The 19,434-nt window shown below is 66.5% G+C and carries 21 protein-coding genes; 10 read left to right on the forward strand and 11 right to left on the reverse strand.

Annotated elements, in window-relative coordinates; genetic code table 11:
* Window positions 1-39: 39 nt before the first annotated feature.
* The 6 genes from QRN07_RS17360 to QRN07_RS17385 form a co-directional block, all read right to left on the reverse strand.
* Entirely contained in the window at window positions 40-876 is an 837-nt protein-coding gene (locus QRN07_RS17360) for an alpha/beta fold hydrolase (protein ID WP_285241737.1), read from the reverse strand.
* A gap of 147 nt (window positions 877-1,023) precedes the next feature.
* Window positions 1,024-2,199, reverse strand: a complete 1,176-nt coding sequence (locus tag QRN07_RS17365) for a fatty acid desaturase family protein (RefSeq protein ID WP_050685094.1) — start codon at window positions 2,197-2,199, stop codon at window positions 1,024-1,026.
* A 13-nt stretch (window positions 2,200-2,212) separates the two neighbouring features.
* Window positions 2,213-3,310 carry a ferredoxin reductase gene (locus tag QRN07_RS17370; protein WP_050685093.1) on the reverse strand — a complete coding sequence of 366 codons (1,098 nt, stop codon included), beginning with the start codon at window positions 3,308-3,310 and terminating at the stop codon, window positions 2,213-2,215.
* A 219-nt stretch (window positions 3,311-3,529) separates the two neighbouring features.
* Window positions 3,530-4,813: an MFS transporter gene (locus tag QRN07_RS17375; RefSeq protein WP_285241738.1), complete on the reverse strand. Its 1,284-nt coding sequence runs from the start codon at window positions 4,811-4,813 to the stop codon at window positions 3,530-3,532.
* Window positions 4,810-5,400: a Chromate resistance protein ChrB gene (locus QRN07_RS17380; protein ID WP_285241739.1), complete on the reverse strand. Its 591-nt coding sequence runs from the start codon at window positions 5,398-5,400 to the stop codon at window positions 4,810-4,812. The genes QRN07_RS17375 and QRN07_RS17380 overlap by 4 nt, the downstream gene beginning before the upstream one ends.
* A 69-nt stretch (window positions 5,401-5,469) precedes the next feature.
* Window positions 5,470-6,501 carry an LLM class flavin-dependent oxidoreductase gene (locus QRN07_RS17385; protein WP_285241740.1) on the reverse strand — a complete coding sequence of 344 codons (1,032 nt, stop codon included), beginning with the start codon at window positions 6,499-6,501 and terminating at the stop codon, window positions 5,470-5,472.
* Window positions 6,502-6,621: 120 nt separating this feature from the next.
* Here QRN07_RS17385 and QRN07_RS17390 point away from each other — a divergent pair, with 120 nt between their 5' ends.
* The 4 genes from QRN07_RS17390 (at window position 6,622) to QRN07_RS17405 (ending at window position 9,073) form a co-directional block, all read left to right on the forward strand.
* On the forward strand, window positions 6,622-6,954 hold the full coding sequence (locus QRN07_RS17390; protein WP_050685149.1) for a YnfA family protein: 333 nt from the start codon (window positions 6,622-6,624) through the stop codon (window positions 6,952-6,954).
* Between the two features lie 49 nt (window positions 6,955-7,003).
* Entirely contained in the window at window positions 7,004-8,200 is a 1,197-nt protein-coding gene (gene lhgD / locus QRN07_RS17395; protein ID WP_285241741.1) for an L-2-hydroxyglutarate dehydrogenase, read from the forward strand.
* A gap of 89 nt (window positions 8,201-8,289) precedes the next feature.
* Window positions 8,290-8,640, forward strand: coding sequence for a YidH family protein (locus QRN07_RS17400; protein WP_056601271.1), 351 nt, complete (start codon window positions 8,290-8,292; stop codon window positions 8,638-8,640).
* A 139-nt stretch (window positions 8,641-8,779) separates the two neighbouring features.
* The gene (locus QRN07_RS17405) at window positions 8,780-9,073 is read left to right on the forward strand and encodes a DUF202 domain-containing protein (protein WP_056601343.1); all 294 of its coding nucleotides are present in this window, start codon (window positions 8,780-8,782) and stop codon (window positions 9,071-9,073) included.
* 63 nt (window positions 9,074-9,136) lie between these two features.
* Here the strand turns inward: QRN07_RS17405 and QRN07_RS17410 are convergent, their stop codons facing one another.
* Complete coding sequence (locus QRN07_RS17410; protein WP_050685089.1) at window positions 9,137-9,535, reverse strand: DUF3592 domain-containing protein; 399 nt, start codon at window positions 9,533-9,535, stop codon at window positions 9,137-9,139.
* An 80-nt stretch (window positions 9,536-9,615) separates the two neighbouring features.
* Between QRN07_RS17410 and QRN07_RS17415 the strand changes: the two genes are divergently transcribed.
* Complete coding sequence (locus tag QRN07_RS17415; protein ID WP_050685088.1) at window positions 9,616-9,852, forward strand: DUF2630 family protein; 237 nt, start codon at window positions 9,616-9,618, stop codon at window positions 9,850-9,852.
* Window positions 9,853-9,886: 34 nt separating this feature from the next.
* Here the strand turns inward: QRN07_RS17415 and QRN07_RS17420 are convergent, their stop codons facing one another.
* The gene (locus QRN07_RS17420; protein WP_285241742.1) at window positions 9,887-10,573 is read right to left on the reverse strand and encodes a DUF2848 domain-containing protein; all 687 of its coding nucleotides are present in this window, start codon (window positions 10,571-10,573) and stop codon (window positions 9,887-9,889) included.
* Window positions 10,574-10,722: 149 nt separating this feature from the next.
* On the opposite strand from QRN07_RS17420, the gene QRN07_RS17425 reads away from it, so the two are divergent.
* Window positions 10,723-12,105 carry an MFS transporter gene (locus QRN07_RS17425; protein ID WP_285241743.1) on the forward strand — a complete coding sequence of 461 codons (1,383 nt, stop codon included), beginning with the start codon at window positions 10,723-10,725 and terminating at the stop codon, window positions 12,103-12,105.
* A gap of 14 nt (window positions 12,106-12,119) precedes the next feature.
* On the opposite strand, the gene QRN07_RS17430 is transcribed toward QRN07_RS17425, so the two are convergent.
* On the reverse strand, window positions 12,120-12,776 hold the full coding sequence (locus QRN07_RS17430) for a GntR family transcriptional regulator (RefSeq protein WP_056601264.1): 657 nt from the start codon (window positions 12,774-12,776) through the stop codon (window positions 12,120-12,122).
* Window positions 12,777-12,807: 31 nt separating this feature from the next.
* Here QRN07_RS17430 and QRN07_RS17435 point away from each other — a divergent pair, with 31 nt between their 5' ends.
* Window positions 12,808-13,602, forward strand: a complete 795-nt coding sequence (locus QRN07_RS17435) for a carbon-nitrogen hydrolase family protein (RefSeq protein WP_285241744.1) — start codon at window positions 12,808-12,810, stop codon at window positions 13,600-13,602.
* A 72-nt stretch (window positions 13,603-13,674) separates the two neighbouring features.
* On the opposite strand, the gene QRN07_RS17440 is transcribed toward QRN07_RS17435, so the two are convergent.
* Window positions 13,675-14,166 carry a MarR family winged helix-turn-helix transcriptional regulator gene (locus QRN07_RS17440; protein WP_285241745.1) on the reverse strand — a complete coding sequence of 164 codons (492 nt, stop codon included), beginning with the start codon at window positions 14,164-14,166 and terminating at the stop codon, window positions 13,675-13,677.
* A 62-nt stretch (window positions 14,167-14,228) separates the two neighbouring features.
* On the opposite strand from QRN07_RS17440, the gene QRN07_RS17445 reads away from it, so the two are divergent.
* Together QRN07_RS17445 and QRN07_RS17450 are read left to right on the forward strand one after the other, a co-directional pair.
* Window positions 14,229-14,597, forward strand: a complete 369-nt coding sequence (locus QRN07_RS17445; protein WP_285241746.1) for a VOC family protein — start codon at window positions 14,229-14,231, stop codon at window positions 14,595-14,597.
* A 318-nt stretch (window positions 14,598-14,915) separates the two neighbouring features.
* Window positions 14,916-16,289, forward strand: a complete 1,374-nt coding sequence (locus QRN07_RS17450; RefSeq protein ID WP_285241747.1) for an ammonium transporter — start codon at window positions 14,916-14,918, stop codon at window positions 16,287-16,289.
* A 102-nt stretch (window positions 16,290-16,391) separates the two neighbouring features.
* Here QRN07_RS17450 and QRN07_RS17455 read toward each other — a convergent pair whose 3' ends face one another.
* Window positions 16,392-17,018, reverse strand: coding sequence for a helix-turn-helix transcriptional regulator (locus tag QRN07_RS17455; RefSeq protein WP_285241748.1), 627 nt, complete (start codon window positions 17,016-17,018; stop codon window positions 16,392-16,394).
* A gap of 177 nt (window positions 17,019-17,195) precedes the next feature.
* Here QRN07_RS17455 and QRN07_RS17460 point away from each other — a divergent pair, with 177 nt between their 5' ends.
* A complete protein-coding gene (locus QRN07_RS17460) occupies window positions 17,196-19,376 on the forward strand; it encodes a transglycosylase domain-containing protein (protein ID WP_285241749.1) in 2,181 nt (726 codons plus the stop codon).
* The last annotated feature ends 58 nt before the right edge of the window (window positions 19,377-19,434 follow it).

Genomic DNA, 19,434 nt, shown 5'->3' on the forward strand with positions numbered 1-19,434 from the left:
GCGGACTTCCGCTGCCACCCGTTTCAGTGCGTTAAGGGCCTACTTGGCCAGGAACCCGAGCAGGGCCTCGTTCACCTCTGCCGCGTGCGTCCACAGCAGGCCGTGCGGGGCACCTTCGATTTCCACGTAGTCGGCGCTGGGCAGGGCCTTCGCGAACAGGCGTCCGGTGGAGTCGATGGGCAGGATGTTGTCTGCGGTGCCGTGCACAATCAGGGCCGGGACGTCGATTTTGGGAATGTCGGCCCGGAAGTCGGTCAGCCACGTGGGCTGGGCCGCCACGGACGCGGTGGCGCTGGCGCCGGCAGCAAGGTTCCAGCCGGCGTCGATGACTTCCTGGCTGAGCCGGGGCGTGCCCAGGAACGTGTCGGCGTTGTAGAAGTTCTTGAAGAATTCCGTGAAGAAGGCGTACCTGTCTACGGTGACGGCTTCCTCGAGACCATCGAAGACTTCCTGCGGAACACCGCCGGGGTTGTCATCGGTTTGCAGCAGGTACGGTTCCAGGGAACCCAGGAACGCTGCCTTGGCCACGCGGGCCGAGCCGTAAGTGCCCAGGTAGCGGCCCACCTCCCCGGTGCCCATGGAGAAGCCCACCAGGACAACATCACTGAGGTCCAGGCTGGTCAGGAGGGTGTTGAGGTCCGCGGCGAAGGTGTCATAGTCGTAGCCTTCGGTGGGTTTGCTGGACTTGCCGAAGCCGCGGCGGTCGTAGGTGATGACGCGGTAGCCTGCGGCCAGCAGGGCAGCCGTCTGCTTCTCCCACGAGGAGCCGTCCAGCGGGTAGCCGTGGATCAGGACCACGGGCTGTCCCGCGCCGTGGTCCTCGTAGTACAACTCGATGTCGGTGCTGTTCTCGGTGCCAACTTTGATAAGTGCCATGGGCAGTCCTTTCGGGAGGGACGGCGGTCACCGGTCCTCCGGTACCCGCAGTTTCCACTCTAGGACGGTTGCGCGGCCGGTTTCACTGAACCGGCAGAAACAAAAGCACCCCCGGCGTGATCCGCCGGGGGTGCTTTCGAAAAGGGGTTACGCCTGGGCAGTGGCCGGCTTGCCCGGAAGGGCCAGCTTGAAGACCTTGGCCCAGGAGGAGCCAACCTGCTTCAGCAGCGGGCCGGTGGTGTACTTCAGGCCGTAGCGCTGGCAGATCTCGCGGACCCGGGGAGCCACTTCGGCGTACCTGTTGGAGGGCAGGTCCGGGAAGAGGTGGTGCTCGATCTGGTGGGACAGGTTGCCGGTCATCAGGTGCATGAACTTTGAACCTGAGATGTTGGCGGAGCCGATCATCTGGCGGACGTACCAGTCACCCCGGGTTTCGCCTTCCACCATTTCCTCGGTGAAGGTGTCGGTGCCTTCGGGGAAGTGGCCGCAGAAGATGACCGCATGCGCCCAGACGTTGCGGACCGCATTGGCAGTGATGGTGCCCAACAGTGCCTGCTTGGCGGAGCCGGTGAGCATGGCCACTGCCGGGGTGGCGGCGTAGTCCTTGGTGAACTGCGTGATGACCTTTTTGCCCAGGGCCTTGAGGTCCTTGTTCAGCGCTTCCTTGGACTTGAGCCCCGCCTTGTACTCGGTCAGCTCAAGGTCATAGACGGCGATGCCCCATTCGAAGATGGGGGCCAGGATGGCGTTGAACAACGGGTTGGCCAGGTTGATCGGCTTCCACGGCTGGTTCTCATCCATACGCAGGAGGTTGTATCCGACGTCGTTGTCCTTGCCCACCACGTTGGTCCAGCGGTGGTGGAGGTCGTTGTGGGTGTGCTGCCACGAGCGTGAGGGGGTAACGAAGTCCCACTCCCAGGTGGTGGAGTGGATGTCCGGGTCCCGCATCCAGTCCCACTGGCCGTGCAGGATGTTGTGGCCCAGTTCCATGTTTTCCAGGATCTTGGCCAGGCTCAGCAGCGTGGTTCCGGTGACCCACGCTGCCTTGTTTTTGCTGACCAGGAGCGCGGCGCGGCCGGAAATCTCCAGGCCACGCTGGATTTTGATCATGCGGCGGATGTAGGCGGCGTCGGCGGCGCCCCGCTTGCCCAGGATCTCGTCGCGGATGGCGTCCAGCTCGCGGCCCAGCTCGGCCACCTGCTCGTCGCTGAGGTGGGCAGCGGCGGGTGGCCGGACGGTGGGGCTGCCGGATTCCGCCAACTTCCCGGGGCGCGTTCGCGGGCTCTCGGTGGGAGTGGCTTTGGTGGGTGAAATTACAGACATACCTTGATGCTCCTCAGAGTTCGAGGTTGACGGGTCCGGCGGCTGCCGAGACACACGTTTGGATAAGTTGGCCGGGCTCGCCATGGACCTCGCCGGTGCGGAGGTCCCGGACCTGTCCGGCCAGGAGGGGGGTCAGGCAGCTGTGGCAGATGCCCATCCGGCAGCCGCTGGGCATCAGCACCCCTGCGTCCTCGCCGATGTCCAGGATGGGGGTATCGCCGTCAGCTTCCACTTCCCGGTCCGAGGCTTCGAAGGTGACCAGGCCGCCGTCGAATCCCACGCCGCCGGCGAAGGTGGTGTTGAAGCGTTCGATCATGAGGTTGCCGGCGCTGCCGGCCACTGCCACGTCCGTGCCGGGCGCCGCGGTGGTCAGCAGCGCGCGCTTCCAGAGGTCCTCGGCGTCGTCCAGGAAGCTGTCCGGGCCGCAGGCATACGCTGCGCGTTCCTTCCAGTCCGGGCAGATCTCGTCCAGCTGGGAGGTGCTGGTCAGGTCCATGCGGCCCTGCTCGCCGGTGAACCAGTGCGCCAGCCGGAAGTTGGGGAACTGGTCCGCAAGTTCGGCGAGTTCCTCGCGGAACAGGCTGTCTCCCGGCGTACGCGCTGAATGAACCAGCACAACGTCGGCATCCGGACGCCGCGGCACAAGGGTCCGGATCATGGACATCACCGGAGTGATGCCGCTTCCCGCGGTGACCATCAGGAGGGGACGCGGGTGCTCGGGGAGGACGAAGTCGCCCTGCGGCGGCGCCAGGAAGAGGACGTCGCCGGGCCGGGTGGTGCGCACCAGGGTGCCCGATACTGCTCCGACGTCCGTGACGGTGATGGCAGGATCTTTGCCGGCTGCGGCGCTGAGGGAATAGGAGCGCCAGTGGCGGACGCCGTCGAGTTCCACTCCGATGCGGGCCCACTGGCCTGCCAGGTGCGACTGCCAGCCGCGGCCGGGGCGGAAGAAGATGGTGGCGGACTGGGCGGTCTCCTGGACCACCCTTGTCACAACGCCACGGAGTTGCCGGGCAGAGAAGACAGGGTTGAAGAGGGCAAGGATGTCCTCGGGGGCCAGCGGTGTGGTGATCACCGAGGCCGCCTGCGCGAGTTGTCGTAGCCGGATCATGCGTTAAATCCTAGAGCGGCGCGAGCCATATTTCTCTCATTCCGTCATATGACCGTTCCGCAGTCACGCTGTTGGGGCGCTAAGCCCCCAAGCCGCACTTTAAGAGTAACGGCTGGGGCAGCCCAATGGTTCCGCGGGGGGAGTTTCTGGCGGCAGGAACGGCCGGTCCTGCCGGGTTTTACTTTTTGCTGATCCGTCCGGGGCCTGCGTCACTGCAGTTCAGGTGCGTTTCCGCGAATTCCGGAGGGTAACTGAAGAGGAGTCAGCTTTAGTCGTTTCGGCCGCCATCTTGGCTGTACCGGTGTGGCGCAACGCAACGAAGCAGGTGGCAGCGGCCGCGGCAAGCAGTGCCGCCAGGAAGCCGAGTCCGGCCGCGATACCGGCGATGGTGGCGATGCCGCCGACGATCAGCGGGCCTGCTGCGTCGCCCAGTTCCCGGCCCAGTTCGGCCGTGCCCATGGTCCGGCCCATCCGTTCGTGCGGAGTGTTCGCTGCAAGATGGGCGAAGCCCAGGGGCGTGGCGACGCCGATGCCCAGTCCGATGAGCGCTGCGGCGGGGTACAGCGTGAAAGGCTGTGGTGCAAGGGCGAGGATGATGATTCCCATGGCGATCAAAGCCAGCGCAGCCGCCATGCCGGTCCGGGGAACAATCCGCCCTTCATCACGGAAACGGCCGATGACGGGTTGGGTGAGCGTCGATGAGAGCGCCAGGACGGCAACGGCACCCATGCTGACGGGGACGGGCAGGTCCATGGAGTTGCCAAGCAGGGGCAGGAAGCCGACGGCGACCCCCAAAGCGCCCGTGGCTCCCGCCAGGACCATTGTGGGTACCAGGAATCCGCGGTCCGTGCTCTGGCGAAGGAGATCAGCCAGGGTGTAGCGCGGACGCGGCAGCGGCGGAAGTCCGGGCAGGGCGGCAAGGGTCCAGATGGCTGTCGCTGCCGAGCACACGGCGAGTGTGATGAACAGTGCGGGGAAGCCGCCGGCCCAGATCAGCCCTGCGCCAAGGAGCGGGCCAAGGACGTATCCCATTCCCTTCCAGGAACCGTAGCGGCCAAAGTAGCGTCCGGCCGCAGCGGGACCTGCAAGCCTGGCGACGGCGGCGGAGGACGCGGGCGAGAATGCGGACGCTGCCGCGCCCTGGCCAAGGCGGGCGAGGGCCAGCAGTGCGGGACCGGTGGCAAAAGCGCCGATGAGTGACGCGGCGCTGAAGGCGATGAGGCCGCCCACGATCACCGGTTTGACGCCGATCCTGTCGCTCAGCGAGCCGAAGACTGGTTTCAAAAAGACCTCTGCGACGTCATAGAGGGCCAGAAGAATACCGAAGGTCAGCAGGCTCAGGCCGATGTTTCCCCCCTCCACGCCCAATCCCGCGGCAATGCTGTGGGCCCCGAACGCGGTGGTGAACCCGGCTCCATAAAGGGGCGCGAGGACCCGCAACGACGGGTGTTCCTGCCCGGCGCCGGGCTGGGTGTCCGCAGCCGCGTTTCGCCGCCGGCTCATCCCGCTGCCTCTTTTTCTGAGGTCCCGGCCACGTCCTGGTCCTCAGCGGTGGCGTGGACCGTTTTATAGACCCGGTCAGCGAAGCCGTCGAGGAGGTTGCTGCATGCCCGCAACTTTTGCTCGGCGTCCTGGGCTTCGGAGAGCTCCAACACGTCCCGCTTCTTGAGTTCGCGGTACCAGCGGCGCAAACGGTCCAGGCTTTGCTCTTCCTCTTCGAGCTCGGCGAAGGTGAATTTTTCCTTCTCGATCTCTTTGGCGATCTCCTGCCCGAACTTAAAGCAGTCGCCGATGAATTCAGCCCACTCCTCGGCGCGGGCGGCGCGGAACAGGGTTCTGAACAGGTCAGCCGACGAAAGATCCCTGGGCGAGACCGTCACGACGGCGAACGTGCCGTTGCCTTCGCCGCAGAGGTCCCTGGCCCGCTCGATACCGGCTTCAAACACCGGGACCGCAGGCAACGTCCACAATCCGGGCGATACAGGCACCGCTCCCGTTTTGCGCAGCTGCCGCCACACAGACACCCGGTGCTTGGAGGGCTGCGCCGGAATCTGCACCATCAGCAGCAGCCAGTCAGGATCATTAGTCACATAGGGAAGTGTAACGGCTGTTACAAAATGGTTTTGGATCGACTTGCCTCGGCGGTGACGGGACGGGTGTCAGGCTCGCCCGGGCTGCCACCCCAGGGACGGGGCGATATGCCGGGCGATGTTTCCCAGAAGTTTTGCGTTGAAGTCCACACCCAGCTGGTTGGGGACCGTCAACAGGAGCAGGTCAGCGGCCTGGACGGCGGAGTCGGCGGCGAGTTCGCGTGCCAAGGCGTCCGGTTCACCCACATAGCTTTTGCCGAACCGCGCCGTCAGCCCGTCAATGACGCCCACCTGGTCCCGGCCTTCACGCAGCGCGCTGCCGGCAAAGTAGCGGGCGTCTTCGGCGTCCACAATGGGCAGGACGCTGCGGCTCACCGACACCTGGGGCGTGAAGGAATGCCCGGCGGCGGCCCAGGCGTCCCGGAACAACCGGATCTGTTCAGCCTGCAACTCGTGGAACGGCACGCCGGTGTCCTCGGTGAGCAGGGTGGAGCTCATCAGGTTCATGCCCTGCTCGGCAGCGCGCACGGCTGACTTGCGGGAGCCTGCGCCCCACCAGATCCGCTCGCCGAGTCCGGGCGACTGCGGTTGGACGGGGAGCAGCCCGGTGGTGGCGGCAAATCTGGGATCGGCGTTGGCCACGCCTGCCCCGCTGATGGCCGATCGGAAGAGGTCGGTGTGCTGGTGGGCCATGTCTTCATCGGTCTCCCCCGCCTGCGGGCGGTAGCCAAAGGCCGCAGCGCCGTTGAGGGCCGGCTCAGGTGAACCACGGCTGATGCCCAGCTGCAGCCGGTTCCTGCTGATGAGGTCCGTGGCGGCAGCTTCCTCCGCCATGTACAGCGGATTCTCGTAGCGCATGTCAATCACGCCGGTGCCGATGGCGATCCGGCTGGTGCGGGCGGCGATGGCGGCCAGCAGGGGAAACGGCGAGGACTGCTGCCGGGCGAAGTGGTGGACCCGGAAGAAGGCGCCGTCCACGCCCAGTTCCTCCGCGGCCACGGCCAGGTCGATGCCCTGCAGCAGCATGTCGCCGGCACTCCGGGTCTGGCTGCCCTGGCCGGGGCCCCAATGGCCGAAGGAAAGGAATCCGATTCGTTGCATATCTGCAGCAACCGGGAACACCCGCCCCGCATTCCCGGCGCCGCTGGTTCGGGCACCCCCGTCCCGCCAGGACGGAGCTGGCATGATGGCCGGGTGGACACAACAAATGACGCCGCTGCCATGGCAAAAACGGCGTTGCTGTTCCTGCTGGCTGCGGTCGCGGAAATCGGCGGGGCCTGGCTGGTGTGGCAGGCGGTGCGCGAAGGCAGGGACTGGTGGTGGGCCGGGCTGGGCGTTATCGCGCTGGGCATTTACGGCTTTGTGGCCACCCTTCAGCCGGATGCCAACTTCGGCCGGATCCTTGCAGCTTACGGCGGGGTATTTGTGGCCGGGTCGCTGGCCTGGGGCATGGCCTTTGACGGCTTCCGTCCGGACCGGTGGGACATCATCGGGTCCATTATTTGCCTGGTGGGTGTCGCGGTAATCATGTTTGCCCCGCGCAGCGGGGCCTGAGTCAACCACAGGAGCGCTAGGCTCAAACCTGAAACGGAGAGGCGGCCCAGTGACCCGGACGGACTACTGCATCATTGGCGGCGGCATCGTGGGCCTGGCCACCGCGTACCAGCTCCTTCGCCTGCAGCCGGATGCCTCGCTGGTGCTGCTCGAAGCGGCACCGGAACTGGCCTCCCACCAGACCGGCCACAACAGCGGGGTGATCCATTCCGGCATCTATTACGCCCCGGACAGCCTCAAGGCCCGGTTCAGCATGGCCGGCGCGCAGCAGACCAAGGAGTTCTGCCGGGAGCACGGCATCGACTACGCGGAACCGGGCAAACTGCTGGTGGCAACCTCGGAACTGGAACTGGCCCGACTGGGCCAGCTGGAGGACCGCGCCGCCATCCACGGCCTGCCCTGCGAGCGCATCGACGCCTCGGAACTGGCCCGCCGGGAGCCGAACATCACCGGGCTGGGGGCGCTGTTCCTCCCGGACACCGGAATTGTGGACTACCGCGCCGTAGCCCAAAAACTCGCGGAGCTGGTGGTAGCGGCCGGCGGGCAGGTGGTCACCGGCGCACCAGTGACCTCCATCCGGGAAGATCCGGATCTGGTGCATGTAGGCACGGCGACGGCGGACTACACCTGCCGCCGGCTGGTGGCCTGCGCCGGGCTGCAGTCCGACCGGATGGCGGAGCTGGCGGGGATGGACATCGATGTCCAGATCATCCCGTTCCGGGGCGAGTACTTTGCGCTTCCGGCTGCCATGTCCGGGTATGTCCGGCACCTGATCTATCCGGTGCCGGACCCTGCCCTGCCGTTCCTGGGGGTCCACCTGACGCCCACGGTGGCCGGCACCATAACGGTGGGGCCCAACGCGGTGCTGGGCATGGCGCGGGAGGGCTACCCCAAGTTCTCGGTGAACGTCCGGGACGTTGCCCGCTACGCGCGGTTCCCGGGGTTCTGGAAGGTGGCCCGGAACCACGCGGGGACCGCCGTCCGTGAGGTCCGCAACTCCTTGTTCAAAGCCAGTTACCTCCAGGAATGCCGGAAGTACGCTCCCGGGTTGCGCGCAGCCGACCTGCTGCCGTTTGAGGCCGGCATCAGGGCACAGGCTGTCCGCCGGGACGGCACCCTGATCCATGATTTCCTTCTTGCTGAAACGGAGCGGATGATCCACGTGCTGAACGCGCCCTCGCCTGCGGCCACTGCCGCCCTTCCCATCGGTGCCCACCTGGCCGGCAAGGCGGTGCTGGCACCGTGACGGACAACAGGGACACGTCCGCGGCGCCGGATCCCGGCGGGCGGCCGGGGGCACAACCCGCGCCGACAGCACATCCACCGCGCGGCAGGATGGCGGAACGGCTGCTTCCCGGCGGCGAGGAGCCGGACCCCCGGTTCACCCTGGCCAACGAACGGACGTTCCTGGCCTGGATCCGAACCTCCCTGGCGCTCCTGGCCGGCGGCATCGCAATCGAGGCCTTCACCGAGGATCTTTTTGTGGTTCCGGTCCGCAAAGGCCTGGCCATGATCCTGCTGCTGATGGGAATCCTGCTCAGCGCCGGGTCAGCAGTGCGGTGGCTCCGGGTGGAGCGGAGCATGCGGAACAAAGCACCCCTGCCTTTGCCCCTGGTGGTGCCGCTGCTGGCGGGGGCAGGCGCCCTGGCAGCCGCCGTTGTCCTGGCCTTTGTCCTCTGGCGCTGACGCCATGTCATCGTTGGGAGGCACAGCACCCGGCCATAACGGGTCAGGCCACAGCAATTCAGGCCACAACGGTTCAAGCCATAACGGGTCAGGCCATAACGGGTCAGGCCCTAACAGTTCAGGCCACGGCGACCCCGGCCTGCAACCTGAGCGGACCACCCTTGCCTGGGGCCGGACCGTGCTTGCCCTGGTGAGCGTCAGCGCCATTTTCCTGCGCTGGCTGCCGCAGCACGGGTTGCCCATCCTGCTGATGTTTGCCGTGGCCGCCGCCGCGGCGGCAGCCATTTATCTCACCCAGCGGCGCCGGTACGGCGCCTTTTCCCGCGGCCTGGTCCGGGAGCGGGTGGACGCTGACGCCGCAGCGGTGCTGTGGACGGCAGCTGCCGGCGTGGCGCTGGGCGGCCTGGGCATCGGCGTGGTGCTGGCCGGTTAGCCTGCGGAGATAACTGCCAGGCCGCCGTCGTACTCCTGGTTCTGGACTGCTGGCTGGTTACTGCTAAAACATGGGCAGGACAAAGCCCGCCAGCAGGGCCACCGCACCGATGGCGGTCAGGCAACGCCCCAGGACCAGGGCGGTCCGGGCCGGTTCCTCCGGCACGGTGACCTGCCACTGCGTGGGCCGTTTGGGGTGGTAGTAGATGGGCAGGGTGTCGCCGATGGCCAGGTCCTTGATGTCATGCGGGGACATGGGCGCATGGTGGACCTGGTACTTCCGGTCGAACCAGCGGAAACCCACGCCGGTGCTGTCCGAATACACCACAGCCTCGGCCACCACCCAGGGATGCACAAAGCGACGCAGGATCCCGGTATAGAAGAGCAGGCCCAGTCCCACGGGCAGGCACAACCAGGTCAGCATTTCCAGGATTGGACCTGCCATATCAAGCACAGTGGGCATGCTGTTGATGGTACAGGGGCTGGTGGGTGGCGCCCGGACTCCGTACGCTGGGCAGGACCGTCCAAACGATAGGGGAAACCGTGAACGACCAGGATCTTTTGGCGAAAATCCAGGCGCTGGTGGAGGAGGAGCATGCCCTCCGGGACGACACCGGCACCGGCCACACCCCGGACAAGGCGCGGCTCCGCCAGGTGGCCGAAAGCCTGGACCAGTGCTGGGACCTGCTGCGGCAGCGCCGGGCCAAGGCGGAGTCGGGCGAGAACCCGAACGACGCCGAGACCCGGCCCGTGAGCGAAGTTGAGGGCTACAAGCAGTAGCCTTCGCCGCATCCCACCGGAACCCCGGGCGGGGTCAGCCGATCGGTTCCGCCATCTCCGCCACCACGTACTGGGCGTCGACTGCCAGCCCGGTGACCGGGTCCGCCAGCTCCACCTTCCAGCTGCGGGCAAACTGGTCCACCCCCGCGGTCATGGCCACCGTGCCTGAGATCAGCACGGTGCCCGGCTTGTTCAGGCCACGCTCCGCAAGGACTTCGAGCCAGTAGTCAGGTGTCAGGAGCGCCGCCAGTGAACTGTCCTGGATCAGCGTGTCCGGGGTATCCCCTGCCCCCACCCAGCCCTTGAGCGTGATCCGGTCCAGGTGCGGCCGGACGTCGTCCAGCCACCACGCCTTCCGGCCCAGGACATCAGGGCTGGCGTTTTTGCTCCAGGCAACGCCGTGGACTTCCAGCGCCCTGTCGGTGTGGTCGCACGCCACCGTCAGCAGCACGCCGTCCGCCGTAATGACCAGCGCCCATTCCGCTTCGCCCGAGGTCCTGGCGTGCTGGACCTGGACTTCGGCAACCTGCTGTGCCAGGTACGGCGAAACCGGGTAGAGCGCCGGCGTGGTGCTGGGACCCGGGACCCCAAGTTCCGCCAGTTCGGCGATGTGCGCCTGGACCTCGTCCTGCTCCCTGCCCGCGTAGCCCGCGTTGAGGAGGTTCGTGACCTGGACATCCGTGGTGCTGCCATCGGGAAGTTCGAAACTGAGAAGCGTCATGGTTGTTCAGTCCTTTTCGGTGCTGCGGGCGGAAAATTAACAAACCGGAAACCCGTATCGGTCGCCAATGTACATCCAGTATGCGTAATGTATACATTTAACGCCAGCGTGACAGGCGTCACTCGCAAATAACACTGTGGAGGCACTCCTTGATCAACTCCCCCGCCCAGGGCGCGACGCCGCACCCCAAGCCCGTCCACCCCAAAGGCCTGTACAAGGCCTTCGCCGCCAGCCTGACCGGCACCGCGCTCGAATGGTACGACTTCGCCGTTTACTCGGCAGCTGCAGCAGTTGTTTTCCCCCTCGTTTTCTTCCCCTCCTCGGACCCCCTTACCGGAACCATCCTGGCTTTCTCCACCTATGCGGTGGGCTATGTTTCCCGGCCCGTGGGCGGCATCATCTTTGGCCGGCTCGGGGACCGGATCGGGCGCAAGAAGGTCCTGGTCACCACGCTGATGATCATCGGGGTGGCCACCGTCCTGATCGGCGTCCTGCCCGGTTATGACAGCATCGGCATCACGGCGCCCATCATCCTGGTCCTGCTGCGCTTCGCCCAGGGTGTGGGTGTGGGCGGCGAATGGGGCGGCGCCGTCCTGCTCTCCAGCGAATACGGCGACCCGCACCGCCGCGGCTTTTGGGCCTCGGCAGCACAGGTGGGCCCGCCCGCCGGCAACCTGCTGGCCAACGGCGCCCTGGCCATCCTGACCCTGGCCCTCACCGAGGAGCAGTTCATCAGCTTCGGCTGGCGCATCGCCTTCCTGGTCTCCGCCGTCCTGGTGGGCTTCGGCCTCTGGATCCGGCTCAAGCTGGAAGACACTCCCATTTTCAAAGCCATCGAGGCGCACGGCGAACAGCCCAGCGCCCCGGTCCGCGAAGTGTTCAGCAAGGAACTCCGCCCGCTGATCGCCGCCATCCTGAGCCGCGTGGGTCCGGACGTCCTCTACGCACTCTTCACCGTGTTCACCCTGACCTACGGCATCCAAACGCTCGGCTACGAGCGCAACCAGGTACTCACCGCCGTCCTTATCGGTTCGGCCTTCCAGCTGTTCATGATTCCCTTGGCGGGCGCCGTGTCTGACAGGTTCAACCGCCGCGCCGTCTACGGTGTGGCCGCGATCCTCGGAGCGGTGTGGACGTTTGTCTTCTTCGGCATCCTGGGCGGCGACAACCAGCCGATGCTTATTGTCGGCATCGTCCTGGGCTTGATGGCCCACTCCTTTATGTACGGCCCGCAAGCGGCGTTCATCGTGGAGCAGTTCTCGCCCCGCCTCCGGTCCACCGGCAGCTCTCTGGCGTACACGTTCGCCGGTGTGATCGGCGGCGCCATTGCCCCGCTGATGTTCACGCTGCTGCTGTCCCAGTTCGGCAGCTGGATCCCCGTCGCAATCTATGTCGCCGTCGCGGGCGCCGTCACCGTGGTGGGACTGGCGCTGGGCCGGGACTCAAACACCGTGGAGGATGAGGACTACCGGTTGCTGCTCGAAGGCACCGGAACCGCGGACCGGGCGGCCGGCGTCGGCGAATCCCGCTGAATCCGATCCAACCCTCAGGAGCGGAGCAGGAGGTCCCGCGTCACCGCAAGGTGATGGTCGATCGACTCCTGCGCCAGCCCGGCGTCGCCGGCCACCAGGGCATCAAGGATGTCCTGGTGTTCGGTGCACACCGCCTGGCGGCGGCCGCCCGTGCGGAACAAGGCGGCCACGCCCACCAGGATCTGGCGCACATGGAGTTTGCTGTAGGTCCGGGAAATGAGTTCGTTGCCCGCGGCGTCGATCAGCTGCTGATGGAAGAGCGTGTCCAGCCGGATGAATTCGCGGGCGTCGGCCGCCTGGCCGTTCTCGGGGACCTGGGCCTGCAGGTCAAGGGTTTCCTGCATCAGCTGCTGCGGAACGCACTGCTCGGCGATCACCAGGCGGGCCGCGTGGCTCTCCAGGACGCCGCGCAGTTCCATCAGCTCGGAAATCTCCCGGCCGGTGACGGGCGGAACATAGGCGCCCCGCTGCGGGATGAGTTCCACCAGGCCGTCGGAGACCAGGAGCAGCAGCGCTTCGCGGACGGGGGTGCGGGAGACGCCGATCTCGGCAGCGAGCTCCTGCTCATTGAGGAAGCGGCCCTGGAGCTCGGGATCGGTCAGCACGTATTCGCGCAGATGCGCGTAGGCCTTTTCCCGCCCCGACGCGGCCAAACCCGACACTTTTCCCATACATTATGTATACAACAGATTGGAGCCATCCATGCGCCTTGCAGTCGCACAGATCATCACCGGTAAGAGCACCGCAGCCAACCTCGACCTGATCCGGGACTACGCCACCCAAGCCAAGGCGGCCGGCGCGGAACTGGTGGTTTTCCCGGAAGCAGCCATGCGGGCTTTCGGGCACTCCCTGACAGACATCGCCGAACCCCTGGACGGACCCTGGGCACAAAGCGTGCGGAACCTGGCGCAGGAACTGGACATCGCCATTGTCGCCGGAATGTTCACCCCCGGAAAGGACGGCAAGGTCCGCAACACGCTCCTGGTGGCCGGGCCGGGCCTGGCCGCCGCCTACGACAAGGTGCACCTTTTCGACGCCTTCGGGTTTGCGGAATCCAACACGGTGGACGCCGGCGAAACCCCTGTGACCTTCGAGCTCAACGGCACCACGTTCGGCCTGGCCACCTGCTACGACGTCCGCTTCCCCGCCCTGTTCACAGCCAACGCCAAGGCAGGCGCGCAGGTCACCATCGTGTGCGCGTCCTGGGGAGCCGGCGAGGGCAAGGCCGAACAGTGGGACCTGCTGGTGCGGGCCCGTGCGCTGGACAGCACCACGTTTGTGGTGGCGTGCGGCCAGGGCGATCCCGAGACCACCGGCGCCGGTCCCGCCGGTTCCGCGCCCACGGGCATCGGCCACAGTGCCGTCATCAGCCCCCTGGGCTCCGCACTCGCAACACTCGGCGGGGAGCCGGGCCTCGCCGTGGTGGACATCGATCCCGCAACCGTGGCCGGCGTGCGGGAAAAGCTCCCCGTCCTCGCCAACGCCCGGACGTTCTGACTCCACTTTTGGATTCACGACGGCGGCTGCGCACCCTGGTGCGCGGCCGCCGTCGGGCGTTCCCCGCCTCTGTTACTGCCCCAACCCGCTGTCTCCAGCCTCAGCGCCGTCGTTGCCACCGGCACCATCGCCGACCAGCGACCGGATCATGCTCCGCAGGATCCTGGCAGCACCCGCCTGGTCTTCCGGCGTTACGCCGGCCAGCATCCTGACCTCGACCGCCCTGACAGCCTGGCTCGCCTGCTCACGGCGCTTCCTGCCGAGCGGAGTGAGCTGGGTGGGCAGGACCTTCCCCACCCGGGCCGCCGCCGGCCGGGCCACCTGGCCGTCCCGCTCCAGGGCCTGCAGCAGCACGTTCATCGACTGCCGCGTCACAAACGCCCCCCGCGCCAGTTCCGAGTTGGACAGGCCGGGCCGCTGCGCCAGCAGTTCCAGGCACGAATAGTGCGTCACCGTCATGCCGAGCGGGCGCAGCTCCGCCTCCATGGCAAAACGAAGGGCACTGGACGCCTCCTTCAGCAGGTATCCGAGTGATGTTTCCAGCTCGATCCCATCTTGACTCATGTCAGTATTCTGACATATGTTAATCGATGTCAGATAACTGACACAAGAGAAAGCAGCAATCCATGCCAGTCACCGGCCCAGATTTCATCTCCCTCCAAGCCCGCAATCTTGACGCGTCCCAGGCGTTCTATGAGAAGTACCTGGGCCTCGTCCGGTCACCGGCGGGCCCTCCCCACGCGGTCGTTTTCCAAACGGCCCCGATCGCTTTTGCACTCCGGGACCTCGTTCCCGGCACCGACCTGGCGTCCGTCGCCCACCCCGGCATCGGCGCGGCAATCTGGCTGCACGCCACGGACGTCCAGGCCATCCATGACGCCCTCGCCGCCGACGGCCATCCCATCACCTCGGCGCCCATTGACGGCCCCTTCGGGCGCACGTTCACTTTCGCCGACCCCGACGGCTACCGGATCACCCTCCACGACCGGGCGTAGGACGTGAGGCGCCGTTCATGCCGGGGAAACGTTGGGCATTCGGGCGGCCGACGCCGGCGCCTCACCTGCTGCGGGCAGGCCCACCCCTGATCCCGGGGCCTTCGCCCGCCCCGGCCAGGATTCGGGGGACGCCTGGTCGGGGTGCGTTAACGCGCCCGAAACATACCCGACATGCGAACTTCACAACCGGGCGCTTTGTGTAACACAGGCGCAACTTTGCGGGGCACTGTTCGAAACACGCAGCGCCAAAAATGGACGACGGGGGAAATGCACGGGGCCACGCAGCGCCCCGCCTCAATCGTTCGAAGGGACCTGCCGGTGGAGATCACTGCCCAACACGTCTGGCTGATGATTTCGGCCGCGATGGTTTTGCTGATGACTCCCGGTCTTGGCCTCTTCTACGGCGGCATGACCCGCGCCAAGGCTGCCCTGAACATGATCATGATGAGTTTCATCTCGGCCGGCATTGTTGGCGTGGTGTGGATCCTCTGGGGCTATTCAATGACCACCGGCGAGGGCATCCTGGGTCTCTTCGGCAATCCGTTCACCAGCTTCGGACTGCAGAACCTGATGGGCTCTCCGGACCTGATCAAGGCCGGTTACAGCGCAACCTTCGCCATCATCACCGTGGCACTGATCAGCGGCGCCATCGCCGACCGCGCCAAGTTCAGCGCCTGGGCACTGTTTGTCCCGGTATGGATCACCCTGGTCTACTGCCCGCTGGCCTTTATGATCTGGGGCGGCGGCCTGATGGGCCCGGACGGCGCCGTGACGGTGGCGTTCGGCCAGGTCATCGACTTTGCCGGTGGCGCAGTGGTGGAGATCAGCTCCGGCACCGCGGCCCTGGTCCTGGCGCTCATTGTTGGCCAGCGCCACGGCTTCGCCAAGGATCCCAACCACCGCCCGCACAACGTGCCCTTCATCATGCTGGGTGCCGCCATCCTGTGGTTTGGCTGGTTCGGCTTCAACGGCGGTGCCGCCACCACGGTGGAGCAGGCAGGACTGATCTGGATCAACACCCTGGTCACCCCCGCGGCCGCCATGCTCAGCTGGCTGGTGGTGGAGAAGGTCCGCCACGGACACCCCACGTCGCTGGGTGCGGCCTCCGGCGTTGTGGCCGGGCTTGTGGCCATCACCCCGTCCTGCGCCAACATCAGCCCGGTGGCCGCCATCGGCCTGGGCCTGGTGGCCGGGGCTGCGTGCGCGGTGTTTGTGGACCTTAAGTACAGGTTTGGCCTGGACGACTCGCTGGATGTTGTGGGCGTCCACCTGGGGGCCGGCCTGGTGGGCACGCTCTCTCTGGGATTCATCGCCCTTCCGGTGGACGGCCAGGGCGGCGGCCTTTTCTACGGCGGCGGCTTCCAGCAGCTTATAGCGCAGTCCGCGGCCGTGGTGATCACGCTGCTGCTGTCCGGGCTGGGCACACTGGTGATCGGCCGCGTCATCAACAGGACTGTGGGCTTCCGTGTCAGCCACGAGGCAGAAACCGCGGGCGTGGATCTGTCGGAGCACGCAGAGACCGCCTACGCCTTCGGCGAGATGGGGGCCGCTTTCAGCCCGCTGCGGGCCATGCTGTCCGGCACGCCGGCAGCCGAATCGGCCAGTGCTTCAGTCGGCACGCCCGCGCACGACACCCCGGCTCAGGGCAGCCCGGCTCAGGGCAGCAATCCGGAGCTTGTCCGGCAGACCTAGGCCTGAAGGCTCCGATCTGCGGACAAGCCCAGGCTTACCGGCCGGCGCTGGCGGAACAACGCCTGCTCCGGCAACGACGCGACCGACAACCTGCACCCGCACTCAGTCCGCCAGGATCTTGTAAAGCGCGCGGCGGGTCTCATCCATTTTTTCCTGGGCCGCTGCACGCTGTTCAGCCGTGACGCCGCTGCGGAACTGGTGGACGACGGCCATCAGCTTGCCGATGCTCTGGTGGAAGTCCCGGTCCGGATTCTCCGCCCCGGAGTTCCAGGCGTTCTCCATCTCCTCCGCATGCTCGGCCACGTAGGCGCGGCCGGCCTCCGTGAGGGTGAACTCGGTTCCGCGGCCTTCGCTGAGGGCCGCGATCAGGCCTTCATCCACCAGTTGCTGCAGGGTGGGGTAGATGGAGCCAGGGCTGGGCCGCCAGGCACCGTCGGTCTTTTCGGCGATGGTTTTGATCAGGCCGTACCCGTTGGAGGGTGCCTCGGCCAGGAGCGAAAGTATGGCGGCCCGGACGTCGCCGCGGCTGGCCCGCCGGGGTCCGCGGCCAAAGCCCGGGCCGAATCCGGGACCAAAACCGGGCCCGAAGCCGCCGCCCGCACCCGGGCCGAAGCCGGGTCCGAAGCCGCCGCCGCGGTGACCATGCGGCCCCCGCCGGCCACGGCCGCGCTCGAATTTGCCCCTACCGAACTCGGGGCCTGCAAAGGTGTTTTCAGAATTGCCGTTCATGGTGGCATGTCCCTTCAAGATAACTAACGCTGATTTCTTCAGCGATAGTTAACGATAGATCGTTAACTATCGCCAAGTCAAGAGGTCTGACGAATCGGCACCTGCGCCGGCCGGACGCTGGATCGGCTGCCCCCTACGGCGTAGTCTGATCCCACCATCAAGCTCGAGGGCTGGCCGATGACAAAGAAGCGGACGTTGACGCGCAGGGTTGCCGCCATCCTGGCGGCCTTCGTGGGATTCCTCACCGTCAGCTGCATTTGCGGGGTGCTGGCCGCCAGCCTGGTGGTACCGGCCGTTGCGGCTGCGGGCATGGGCGTCAGCAACTCCATCGGTTTCTTCGACAGCCTGCCCGCGGAGCTGACGGTGGCACCGCCGTCGCAATCCACCAAGGTCCTCACCTCGGACGGCCAGCCGATCGCCGTCTTCTTCGCCGAAAACCGGGTCCGCGTCCCCCTGGACCAGATGTCCCCGTTCGTCCGGGACGCCATCGTGTCCATCGAGGACAGCAGGTTCTACCAACACGCCGGCGTTGACGTCCAAAGCGTGGTCCGGGCAGTGATGTCCAACCTGACCAAGGGCGGCCAGCAGGGCGCCTCCACCATCACCCAGCAGTACGTCACGAACGTCATCAACGAATCCAGGCTGTCGCAGGACCGCCCGGACGAGGTGATCCTCAGCGGCCAGAAAAACATGGGCGACAAACTTCGCGAAATGAAGCTTGCCATCGCCCTGGAGAAGCAGTTCTCCAAGGACCAGATCCTGGAGGGCTACCTCAACATCGTGTTTTTCAACAGCGATGCCTACGGGATCGAGGCGGCGTCGCGGTATTTCTTCAGCACCACCGCCAAGGACCTCACCCTGCCCCAGGCGGCGCTGCTGGCCGGGCTGGTCAACAGCCCGTCGTACTACAACCCTGCGGTCAACCCGGAGAAGTCCATTGTGCGGCGCAACCAGGTACTGGCGGAGATGCTGCTGCTGGGCAAGATCACGCAGGAACAGCACGACACCGCCGTAGCCATCCCCATTGAACTGGTCCTCAATCCCCAGCGGCAGGGCTGCGCCAATGCCGTCCAGGCGCCGTACTTCTGCGACTACATCTCGCACCTCATCCTGAACAATCCGGCGTACGGGGCCAGCCTGATTGAACGCCAGCGGACACTGTACCGCGGCGGCCTGACCATCGTCACCACCCTGGACAGCAGGCTGCAGGCGGCGGCGCAGGTCCAGGTGGACAGCTCGGCAGGGGAAAATCCGGACCGGTGGGGCGCAGCGCTGGTGTCCATCCAGCCCGGGACCGGAAAGATCCTGGCCATGGCCCAGAACACGGTGTTCCTGCCGGAGCCCGGCAGGTTCGACACGCAGCTGAACTTCAGCGTCGACGCCAGGGATCCGGACGGGAACGACCTCAACGGGGCCGGCGGGTTCCAGCCGGGATCCACCATGAAGCCGTTCACGTTTGCCGAGTGGCTCAACGAAGGCAAGTCCGGCACCGCCGTGGTGGATGCCTCCCGGCGGGTCTACCCCCTTGGCTTCCCTTGGCGGTCCACCTGCGGTCGGGTGCTGGGGGCCTACAGCACGGCGCAGAACAACCCTGAATTTGGGGCCGCGGACGATCTGCAGAACTCCGAACCCGGCTTCTACCGGCCCATGCCCATCAATTACGGGCTGTACAACTCGATCAACACCGCCACCTTCGCCACCGCTGCGCAACTGGATTTCTGCGGCATCCAGAAAATGGTGGACACGGTGGGCCTGCACAGCGGGCTGGACGGCGCCCAGATCAACATGCACCAGCTGGGCAACCTGCTGGGTGCCATCGGGGTCGCGCCGCTGCATCTGGCCAACGCCTTCGCCACGTTCGCCAATGACGGCCGGTACTGCACCCCGGTGGCCCTCCTGGAGGTCCGGGACGCGGCGGGTGGCCAGTTGCCCGTGCAGCCCACGGAGTGCCGGGACGCGGTGAAGCCGGCCGTGGCGCGCGGCGTTAATGCTGTCCTCCAGGATGTGATGAAGATGGGCTCGGGGGTGTGGATCCAGCCCAAGGTCCACACCCGTTTCCCGGTGGCTGCCAAAACCGGGACGTCCAACAACAACGGCTCCACCTGGGTGGTGGGGTACACCACCGGCCTGGCCACGGCGTCCTTCTTCGGCGATGCGCTGGAAGGCCAGAGCCGGCCGGGCCAAAACGTCACCATCAACGGAACCTTCTACCCCAGGCTGGACGGTTACATGATCGCGGGCCCGCAGTGGGCCAACTACATGCTGGCGGTGGCACCGCTGTTCCCCACCGGGGCGTTCCCGGCACCCCCACCTCCCCCACCGCCGCCGGCCACGCCCACGCCCAGCCCCCGCCGCTAGCAGTGCCGCCGGGCCCGGCAGCCGGACGCGCCAGCTGCTCCTGCTGGCAGGATGGGGC

Origin of the sequence: Pseudarthrobacter sp. MEB009, assembly GCF_030208875.1 — a bacterium.
In the GTDB taxonomy this organism is placed as follows: Bacteria; Actinomycetota; Actinomycetes; order Actinomycetales; family Micrococcaceae; genus Arthrobacter.